Origin of the sequence: Microbispora sp. NPDC046933 (genome assembly GCF_040644635.1) — a bacterium.
In the GTDB taxonomy this organism is placed as follows: domain Bacteria; phylum Actinomycetota; class Actinomycetes; order Streptosporangiales; family Streptosporangiaceae; genus Microbispora.
Genome location: NZ_JBEYWW010000013.1, coordinates 230,233 through 239,661 on the forward strand (window position 1 = coordinate 230,233; position 9,429 = coordinate 239,661).

Consider the following 9,429-nt stretch of genomic DNA (forward strand, 5'->3'; position numbering starts at 1 on the left):
GGACACGGGGGCGAGTCACTGTGGCCCTGCCGGAGATCAAGAGCGCGACGAGGCAGGGATTGATGGCTGCCGACCCGTCGTCGGCTCACTGCCTCGCCGCGCCCGCTTCAGCGGCAGATGTAGGCGGCTATCGCCTTCGCGGCGCCCTCCAGATCGGACACCGGGTGCCGCCTGCCTGCCGAGTTCCATGAGTAGAACTGGCCGCCGTAGCCAACGAAGACCCACACCGGCATGCCGCGCCCACTTGGCGGGTTGACCATCAGCGCCGTGTTGTTGTCGCGCAGCTCGGCGTTGATGCTGAGCCGGGTCAGCGCGTCACGCAGTCGGATGAGCTTGTCCGCCTCGTCGCTTCGGTTCATGTAGGCCACCGCCGCAACCTCGATCGGGTTCATGTTCCGCTCCCTTCGGCCCGGCCGTTTCCGAGGCAGTCGAGGCACTCCCGCTCCCCACCCGAGTCGCGATCGTCATTGGTTTCGCCGCCGACGACGAGCTGACGGCGTGAATGGCACTGCTTAGTGCCACGTCCCCGACACGAAGGACAGGGTCTTGCCTCGCTGTTCTCGTCTGGCCGGGTCACCGTCGCCATCTCCTCGTTCATCCGGCGTTCCCCGTGGCGGGAAGCCGCTTGACGTACCGTGGTTGGTTGATGGCAAGTCCACCGGCAAAGCGAGCGCGATAGGACCCCCGAAAAGCCCCCCTCTTAACCCCCTGATGACCCCCCGACGGGAGGAAGACCCCGAGATGCCAGACAGCATCCCGAATGTCCAACTCCGCGCATGGCGCAACGCGCAACAGCTCACCCGCGCCGAATTCGCCGAACGGATTAACCGGACCCCTGTGGGCATCAAGGAACACCTCGCCGTCGATGAAGAACGCATCAGGCGATGGGAAGCCGGCGAAGTCTCCTGGCCACGCGCCCCATTTCGACTCGCGCTGACTCAAGCCACCGGACTACAGCCCGAAGATCTCGGCTTCTCCCCCACAAAGAGAGGCAGCGGCAATAGCCGCCTCATTGAGGCACACATCATGCCGGTCGACGCCCTGCGGGCCGAGGCCGACCTGTACGGCACGATGGAACTCGCGCAGCAACTCCAGGCGTCCGATGTCGGCACCGGCACCCTCGAAGCCCTCGCCGAGGCCGTCGACCTCCTGTGCCGCGCCTACCCGGTTGTTCCCGCCGCTACGCTGCGCGACCGAACACAAAAGCGCCTCGCCCAGGTGACCCGGCTCCTGTCCGGCAGGATCACGCTCGACCAGCACCGCGAATTACTGGTCATCACCGGATGGCTTACCGCCCTGCTCGGCTGCGTCCATTACGACCTGGGCGAGCGGGAGGAAGCCGAGACGGCCCGCCAGGCCGCCTACGAGACGGGCCGCCAGGTCGGACACGGGGAACTCATGGGCTGGGCACACGAGATGTCCGCATGGTTCGCCCTTGTTGAAGGCCGGTACGAGGACGTCGTTACCGCAGCCCGTCAGGGCCAGGCCCTCGCCGGCCAATCCAGCGCACAGGTACAGCTCACCTTGCAGGAAGCCCGCGGCTTGGCCCGCATCGGCGACCGCCGCGAAGCCGACAAGGCACTCTCGCGCGGGGCCGACATCCTCGCCAAACTGCCGCTCCCCGAGAACCCTGACCACCACTTCGTGTTCGACCATGCCAAGTGGGTCTTCTACGCTGCCACGGCTTACACCTGGCTGGAGGACAACGACCGAGCCGAGGAACACGCACTGGAAACGATCCAGATGCACACCCGCCCGGACGGTACGTCCAACGCTCCCATGCGAGTCGCCGACGCCCACATAGATCTCGGCATCGTCCACGCCCGACGCGGAGACCTCGATGCCGCCGTCGAGCAAGGCATGGCCGCATTCGACATCGAACGCAAATCCCTCACCGACCTCGTAAACCGAGCCGGAGACCTGGACCGAGTCCTACGCCAGCGCTACCGCCGCGAAGCCCTCGCCGAGGAGTTTCACGAGCGCCTTATTACGGCTCGCCGCGCCTTAGCTACACATCGGCCTGATCTTGTTTAGCAGCTCGACCGCACCAGACCCATGACGTGCAGCCCCTCAACTAGTTGTAAGTTGCTGCAGCATCCCTAGCCCTCCGGACGAAATTCAACACGCTCGGCAAAGAGCCGGAACATCGACTCAAGGGAATTCTCTCTACGAGAAATACTGCCCTTAACGTCAGCATATAGGGTTGCAACCCCACCAACAGTCGGCCCGGACTGCCATGGCGTTAGATCGGCCTCGAATCGGTGACCAAAAACTCCATTAGCCCATTTGATTGCATCTGCACCACTATCCAAAGCAGTGCCCGAGATCGTCGAAAGGCTCGCAGTCAGAACCCATGCGTCAGCATGCCGCGCCAAAGCCCACTCTTGCATATTCATATCCAAAGCATGCCAATGGTCAGCGTTCTCAACCTCCTCCCATGGAGTAATAGGCCTATTTACGTGATCCAACTGACTCATGACCATACTTTGGACCTTGAGTGGACTCAGCGCAGGGTCAAACCTTGCGATGATTAGCGCGACGGTTGCATACGAGGCGCCTCGACGAAGAACTAATGACATCGAGTCACCATTCCATGTGCTGGCCCTGCGAGGTCCGAACTGCGCCTTTAAATCCGCAATCACATAGTAACCTTCAGGCATAAATGCTAGGTGCCCCGGATACTTCATCAAAGCTCCCATAAGTGCCTGATCTGATGTGATGTTCGAAATGTCTTGAATGACGAGCAATAGGCCGACACCAACGAAAGCGCCAGACGATAAAATCTCCCTAACTGCTTTCGATCCCTGTGCCGTCATAAGCACATCGTCAGCATCGTCGATCGCAATCAAGAGTCCAGGCTTTTTCGGAGTGGGAGTACCGTAGCCCCCGTCCTTTTTACGCTCCGAGATCACGTTCAGTGTTGCTTCGAGCACGTGCGTTGCAGCCTCAACGCTTGTAGCAACGGGAAGACCCTTAGAGATGATGCTCCCGATCGTCACCAAATCATTTCTGTTTGTTGGATCAGCCAGCACTACATCGAACACCGCCGAGCCGTAGGCCTCGGCCATCAGCGTAAGAAGAGCACTTGACTTGCCCATTCCTGAATCTCCAATGATAAGAAGAGAATTAACACCCCCAGTCTTAGGATCATTCAGCTGGAGACGAGCAGGAGTGCCATCCTGATATTCGCCATATTGTATTGTTCCTGTGGCGACATCATAGGTCGGAAGATCCGGGTGACGAGGAGGTTCCTCGGCCCTCCGCGCAAATTCTCTAGCTTGCAGGATCCCATTCCTGAGATCGTTATGATCTGATACGTCATCGCTAGCATCAGGTACTACTTCAGGCCTATACAGCTTGATACCGGGCGGTTTACGAATCGCAGGCGCCGCATCACCGAAGATGCGCATTGCAGCACCCGAGTTTTCGGTCAGATTCGCTACAATTTCCCGACCCTCTCGCAACAAAAACGCTCCATAACGCCAGTCACTTATTTCCTTAGCCGAAATACCTCGCAGGACATGCGGAGCAGAGGCCTCGGCAGAGGGAAGATCTTGTGAGATCAAATGACTTTTTGCTGTCGTTGAGACAGATGGTGAGCAGAGGCGCGCCAGGCCATGCCAGCCGCTCAGATGCACATGAAGAAGCCGAAACCTTGCTGATCGCATTTTTCGCATCGCATCAGTAGGTCTCGTTGTTCGCCATTCAAGCAGTTTCTCATTGTAATGCGGAGTGAAGTAAGAAATAAGGCTATGCTCGATTAAGTCGACCGAAGCTTGGAGAAGCCGACCATCCAAGGTCACAAAATTTTCATAGTATCCATACAAATCAGGGCCATTTTCCGCATCGTCGATATGATCGTCATTGATCATCGATATCCGGTCCCACACTAGAGGGACGACGAAAATCTCATAATCACTATCGACGTGATCTTCGTAAATCCTCTGAAGCTTCTTGTGGGCTAGAGTGCGTTCATACGAATTAGTCGAAGCATTGCCACCAAAAGCCTGGCCCGCATAAATGACTTCGTGTTTTGATAGGTCTCCGCGCGCCTCAGCCATGAGAGAGGCGAGTGTCCATGAATCGCCATGGACCAACTCACCTCCTGCGCGGAAGGAAAAATAAGAGCCGTCCGCATAGTCTTGAAAATCGCTAATCTCACCCAGACCTCGCACATCTGCGCCGAGGTTATGGACATGGGCCATACCGGTGACACTGTCGCGAGTGGCGAAGCTGGCGGTGATTATTTGGTCTGCGTACCTAAAAGACCGAGGAATCAGTTTAACGGCTGGGCGCCTAGTGATGAGATACCAATGGCTGGCTTTCAGCGCTTCCGCGAGGCTGGCTGAGTCGAATCTTCGCTGATAGATATGCGCGACATGCAGATGATAGAGCAAAGTACCAGCCATATCCGCCTCCACTGGCAAATGACTCAGCCTCTGGCGCATAGCCAGGCGAGACCCGATAGGTCCAGACCGCGAGTGTACGTTGTGGGAGCGACAATCTGGTGCTACCTATACGGAGAGAGCTCTAGCACCAGCAGCGACGCCCGTGGAAGCGCTAGCAATGGCCCAACGCATCGCACCGGATCGAGAGAACTTGCCGAGTTGCGCCTATAAGAATCAAGGGCGGCGCTCCGCGCCGCCTCGCGGCCCGTCGCCCGCTCGGCGGCCGGGCATGCGGCCTGGAGGCCGGTCCCGCCCGCCGGCGGCTCGGGCCGTCCTCGACGACCTGAAACCTCGCGTTCTCCAGTATCGAAATCACTAACCTGGCAGAATATACACGCATGAACACGACCAGCAACCTCGCAACCTGGATCACACCTGTATTAGGCCTACTAGGAGCATTGCTAGGCGGATTCCTTGTGCCATGGGTTAATACGCGACTCAGCCGATCTGCAGCACGACGCACCGCCTTTGACAACTCCATCTCAGCCATCAGAACGGCTCAGGTCGTGAGGTATCGTCCGGTCAACGTCGGGCCTGAGGCCCTTGGCGGAGATCCTGACCTCGCAAGAGAGTTCTCGAAACACCTTGTAGAACGTAGCGTCGAACGCTTCATCGAGACCCAACAGGCCGCAATTGAATCCATCGCTCAACTTGAGCCTCATTACGTTCTTCGCAGCGCGCCCCGCACCACATGGGAGATCACAGAGCCGGAAGCTGAGATTCTCATCAAGGAACTAACGGCAGCGCGTGACTCCGCGCGATTTCGCCGGAAGAGCCGATCTATGGCCAAACGGGCAACAGTGCCTTCAGTCGTGCCGGACGAGAAAGGCAAAGAGCATCTTGCCTCCGGCGGGGGCGCTCCGGCTCCGGGGTGATCTCCAGGGCCTGCTCAGCGTGACCGGCCGTAGCTGACTGAGGTAGGGGCCTGCTCGCCCCGCCCGCCATCGACCCGGGACAAGCCGAGCAGACCAAGGCCACCGGGTCCAGGTCGTTCGTCCAGTAGGGCGCTCCACCTGGACCCGGTGGCCTTGGCCCGCTTCCCCTTCGGGCGGGTCGACGGCAGACGGGGTGATCAGGAGGCGCGGCATGCGCGGAGCGCGCCAGGCTCGTGCCCGTGGCGTGCCCGTTCGGTTGGCGATCAGTGGGGAGCTGGGGGGACTCACGGTGACTCGACCGCCATAGGCCCAGGTCAGTGTTTGCCCAGCTCAGATGGCGTGATCTTGAAAGACTTCCCAAGCTGACAGCGCGGGTTCGATTCCCGTCACCCGCTCCACTCTCGTCCCGGGCTCTCCCGAGGCGTTGATTTCTCTTCGTCATCATCAATCGGGTCGAGCAGGTCACATGCTCCTTCGATGCCTCCCGAGGAGACCAGGTCTCGGATCGCGGCCGCCATGCCTTCGAACCCGACGCCCCTGATGACGATCAAGTCTGAGCACCAGAAGTACCGGCCATCGAGGCACTCACCAGTACGCGCATCCTTGTCCATGATCTGTTGGATTGCGTCCAGGGTCATGAAGGTCGCATACCGGCGCGAGCCGTCGCGGAAGGTGATTGTCGCGTCTGCCTGGTCAGCAGCGTCCGGCTCGTACCCCTCCCAGGCTGGAATGACCATCTCGAACTCGGGATCCGTGACGCGGTAGAAGGTCCCGTCGAAAGAGATCGTCATGTTGTTTCTCCCGTGGCCGACTGCGCCGTCTCAGCGAGGACGGAGGCCGTTACGTAGAAGCCGTCCGGGGCGATCTGTGTCACTGCATCAAGGTGAACTCCCCGCTCACCCGCAGTGATCACGTGAGCCTCGAAGGACGAGTATCTGAGATCCCGCAACCAGACCCGTTCGAGCTCCGCCGCGAGCTCCACCATCGAACATCCCAGCACCGCCTGGCACGTGGCGGTGATCAGGTTGTTCGTATCGCCGGTACGGCGAACCGACACCTCCTTGATCAGCGGCGAGTGCCACAGGTAAGCATCGAAGTCAATCGCCATGCCGTCCAGGTCATCCCCGGCGCTCGGGAACGACTCGCCCATCACCCGCTGCTTCACCGCGGCGAACTCCGAGAAATCCATCGAAGAAGCGTCCCATCTCCACGTCACGCCGTGATCACCCGTGCAATTAGCATGCAATTAGACAGGGTGACGAGGGGTCAAGCACGGTCACTCTTGACAGGCGTGACGACCAGCTCAGCGGGCCTACGAGGCGTGATCCATGCAATTCCCAAGCTGACAGCGCGGGTTCGATTCCCGTCACCCGCTCCAAACACGAAAACTCAGGTCAGGTGACTCTCCCTTGCCTTGGTCGTGCTGTATCGCCACCGTTTGGCACGACCATCGCAGTGCTATCAGTCGAACCAGACGATCAAGCGCACGCCTTTGGGCCCGAACCGCAGCGCCAACGCCTGCATCACCCCGAAGACGTGGTCCCACCCGGTGCCAGGCCCCAATGCGTCCAGTCGCGTCACGGGGCGATACTCGAGCGTCGCTCCAGAAACCCCCCAGCGTCCCATCGGAGCCTCGACAGGCGAGGCACCCAACGGCGGCGTGCCGTACTCCTCCACGACATCCTCGGGCCACTGGTCATCGACCCGATACCGACTGATCGACGAGCTATGTCGTGGCTGAACATCAAGCACCCCCCGAGCGGCGGGACGCACAGTCATATCCAGATCACGCAGCTCCGCCCATGTAACCCAGGTACAGCCATGTATGGCGGCGTCGATCCGGACGGACTCCTCATAGTCAGTACGGACAGGTTTCGACGCGTCGGCAGGTAGACCACGGCCGGCCGCGACTGGGGTCCAGCCGAGCCGGTTACGAACACCGAAGAGGCAGCCGAACGACTCATAGTCGCGGCCGTCATAGAGCGGGTAGAGGGGCATGGACACCGCCCATGCATCCCAGTCGTACCAGTCCTCGTCAGCGGACGGGTGGCGAGCCTCGATGTAGCCGTAGATGTCGGTGCCCACGCCGACAGGTTAGACATTTTCCAGATCGTCGGCCTTCCTTTATCGCGTGCCGGCAGGTCTTTCTAGTACGACCGTTGGGCCTTGATCGCATGCCAGCTGCGTGCCATTACGGACGGCGATCAGCGGTGAATCGCGGGGACTCACGGTCACTCGCCCAGCCCTGACTTGCACCCCCGTTTTCCCAGCTCAGCACGGCAAGATCAGTAGCCTATTCCCAAGCTGACAGCGCGGGTTCGATTCCCGTCACCCACTCCACGCACGTATCTTGCCCTTCCCTCACGAGGTGGGCGCTTACGGCTATGGTCAGCACGTGATGCTCTCTGACGCCGAGATGGCGGCTCTGCTCGCTCCCGCTGGGCTTCGCTTCATCAGGTGGATGGATCACGGGGAAGTTCGGTTACCTCCACTGCCGCCGGGATACTCCCCTGCAAGCGCGCGCCCCGAGCACGGCCGGTTCGACTCCCATCCCCATGAAGTGGTCGATGTCGATGCCCCTGACATGCCTGACAAGGTCAATGCGAGCTGGTTCCGGATGGCGACGGAGTACGGGCTTTTCAACGATAATCGTGAATTCCTGGTCTGGGTCGACGACGCGGAAACCCATGGAGCAGCCGAGATCGAAACTCGTGGGGCCTGGGCTCTGGTGCAGCTCCTCGGTGAGTGGAATTGGGTCGCATGCGAGATAGAGCAGTTCCGCAGCTGGATAGCAAGCACGTTCACGACACGCTTTGTTCCGGAGTTCACGGTGGCATCCCTAAGCGGACGGACGATGATGAACACCACCGTCTGGGGCAAGGGCACTGTCAGCACCATCGCCATATGCCCTTCCGCGAGGTCTGCACAGGCCGGGCCCTGATCATCCGGCCCGCCATCACCCAAGTAGCCCGGGTTTCATGCAACGGCTCTGACGTAGGTCGGCGGCCACCTGTCGGATCTACGACGCATGCTCTCCGGCGAGAGCTACGGAAGCGGACGTGCCCGTTGCGTGCCCGTTCGGTCGGCGACCAGCGGGAGACAGCGCGAACTCACGGTGACTCCACCGGCGTAGGTCCAGGTCAGAGTTTGTCCAGCTAAGACGGTGTGATCTTGAAAGACTTCCCAAGCTGACAGCGCGGGTTCGATTCCCGTCACCCGCTCCACTTACGAAGGCCCAGGTCAGGACAGATATCCAGACCCGGGCCTTGATCATTGTTACGGGCTTTCCTCACTCGCGTGCCAGTTTCGTGCCAGATCAGTTGATCTTGGCTTCCGTCGCCGCCTGGTCCTCGTCGTCGGTGGCGGAGGCGAGTCCCTGCTTGACGATCTCCCCCATGGCATCGGCTATCGCACGGTCCCTGTCCTTGGCCGCGTGCAGGTAGACCATGGCCGCCTTCGTGCTGGAGTGACCCATGCGGGTCATCAGCTCCTTGAGGGTCACCCCGGTGGCCGCCGCCAGGGTGTTGCCCGTGTGCCGGAGGTCGTGAATATGGATCTTCGGGACTCCGGACTTGGTGAGCGCCTTGGCCCACACCTTCGTGAAGTTGCTGCGCCGGAGCTGTGCGCCCTTCTCCCCCACGAAGACCAGACCATCAGGGGCCTGCTCACTGAACCGCTGAAGGTGCCAGGCGAGGTCACCGATGATGACCTCTGGCAGCGTGACGACACGAGCGCCGGCATCCGACTTGGGCCGCCCGATGATCAGCTCCCCCGTCTTCATCTCGGAGACAGACGCCTCGATCCTCACCGTGCGTGCTTCCAGGTCGAGGTGATGACGCCGCAGGGCCGCAAGTTCTCCCCATCGCAGACTGCCGAAAGTCGCGAGGAGGACCAGGGCACGGAACCTGGGAGGCACGGAGGCCGCCAGGGTGAACACCTCAGCCACGGTCAGGACGGGCCGTTCCTCCGGACGCTCCACCCCAGCGTTCTTGATCCGGCAGGGGTTCTTCTTGATCAGGTCATCCTCAAGGGCGGCGCTCCGCGCCGCCTCGCGGCCCCACGCCCGCTCGGCGGCCGGGCATGCGGCCTGGGGGCCGGTCCCGGCC

General features: G+C 60.8%; 9 protein-coding genes. 3 read left to right on the forward strand and 6 right to left on the reverse strand.

The window, feature by feature from the left end; genetic code table 11:
* Positions 1 to 107 precede the first annotated feature (107 nt).
* On the reverse strand, positions 108 to 392 hold the full coding sequence (locus ABZ857_RS19940; RefSeq protein ID WP_357044864.1) for a hypothetical protein: 285 nt from the start codon (positions 390 to 392) through the stop codon (positions 108 to 110).
* A gap of 349 nt (positions 393 to 741) precedes the next feature.
* Between ABZ857_RS19940 and ABZ857_RS19945 the strand changes: the two genes are divergently transcribed.
* A complete protein-coding gene (locus ABZ857_RS19945; RefSeq protein WP_357044865.1) occupies positions 742 to 2,034 on the forward strand; it encodes a hypothetical protein in 1,293 nt (430 codons plus the stop codon).
* A 65-nt stretch (positions 2,035 to 2,099) separates the two neighbouring features.
* Here ABZ857_RS19945 and ABZ857_RS19950 read toward each other — a convergent pair whose 3' ends face one another.
* Complete coding sequence (locus ABZ857_RS19950) at positions 2,100 to 4,409, reverse strand: hypothetical protein (RefSeq protein WP_357044867.1); 2,310 nt, start codon at positions 4,407 to 4,409, stop codon at positions 2,100 to 2,102.
* Positions 4,410 to 4,786: 377 nt separating this feature from the next.
* On the opposite strand from ABZ857_RS19950, the gene ABZ857_RS19955 reads away from it, so the two are divergent.
* Positions 4,787 to 5,323, forward strand: a complete 537-nt coding sequence (locus ABZ857_RS19955; RefSeq protein ID WP_357044869.1) for a hypothetical protein — start codon at positions 4,787 to 4,789, stop codon at positions 5,321 to 5,323.
* Positions 5,324 to 5,709: 386 nt separating this feature from the next.
* Here the strand turns inward: ABZ857_RS19955 and ABZ857_RS19960 are convergent, their stop codons facing one another.
* The 3 genes from ABZ857_RS19960 to ABZ857_RS19970 all read right to left on the reverse strand — a co-directional run bounded on the left by ABZ857_RS19960 (position 5,710) and on the right by ABZ857_RS19970 (position 7,408).
* Positions 5,710 to 6,114 (reverse strand): hypothetical protein, encoded by a 405-nt coding sequence (locus ABZ857_RS19960; protein WP_357044871.1) that lies wholly within the window; start codon positions 6,112 to 6,114, stop codon positions 5,710 to 5,712.
* Positions 6,111 to 6,512, reverse strand: coding sequence for a hypothetical protein (locus ABZ857_RS19965; protein ID WP_357044873.1), 402 nt, complete (start codon positions 6,510 to 6,512; stop codon positions 6,111 to 6,113). Before ABZ857_RS19965 ends, ABZ857_RS19960 begins: the two co-directional genes overlap by 4 nt.
* Positions 6,513 to 6,784: 272 nt before the next feature.
* Positions 6,785 to 7,408 (reverse strand): hypothetical protein, encoded by a 624-nt coding sequence (locus ABZ857_RS19970; protein WP_357044874.1) that lies wholly within the window; start codon positions 7,406 to 7,408, stop codon positions 6,785 to 6,787.
* Between the two features lie 310 nt (positions 7,409 to 7,718).
* Here ABZ857_RS19970 and ABZ857_RS19975 point away from each other — a divergent pair, with 310 nt between their 5' ends.
* Positions 7,719 to 8,264, forward strand: a complete 546-nt coding sequence (locus tag ABZ857_RS19975) for a hypothetical protein (protein WP_357044876.1) — start codon at positions 7,719 to 7,721, stop codon at positions 8,262 to 8,264.
* 375 nt (positions 8,265 to 8,639) lie between these two features.
* On the opposite strand, the gene ABZ857_RS19980 is transcribed toward ABZ857_RS19975, so the two are convergent.
* The coding region (locus ABZ857_RS19980) for a site-specific integrase (RefSeq protein ID WP_357044879.1) at positions 8,640 to 9,429 on the reverse strand (790 nt) is incomplete at its 5' end.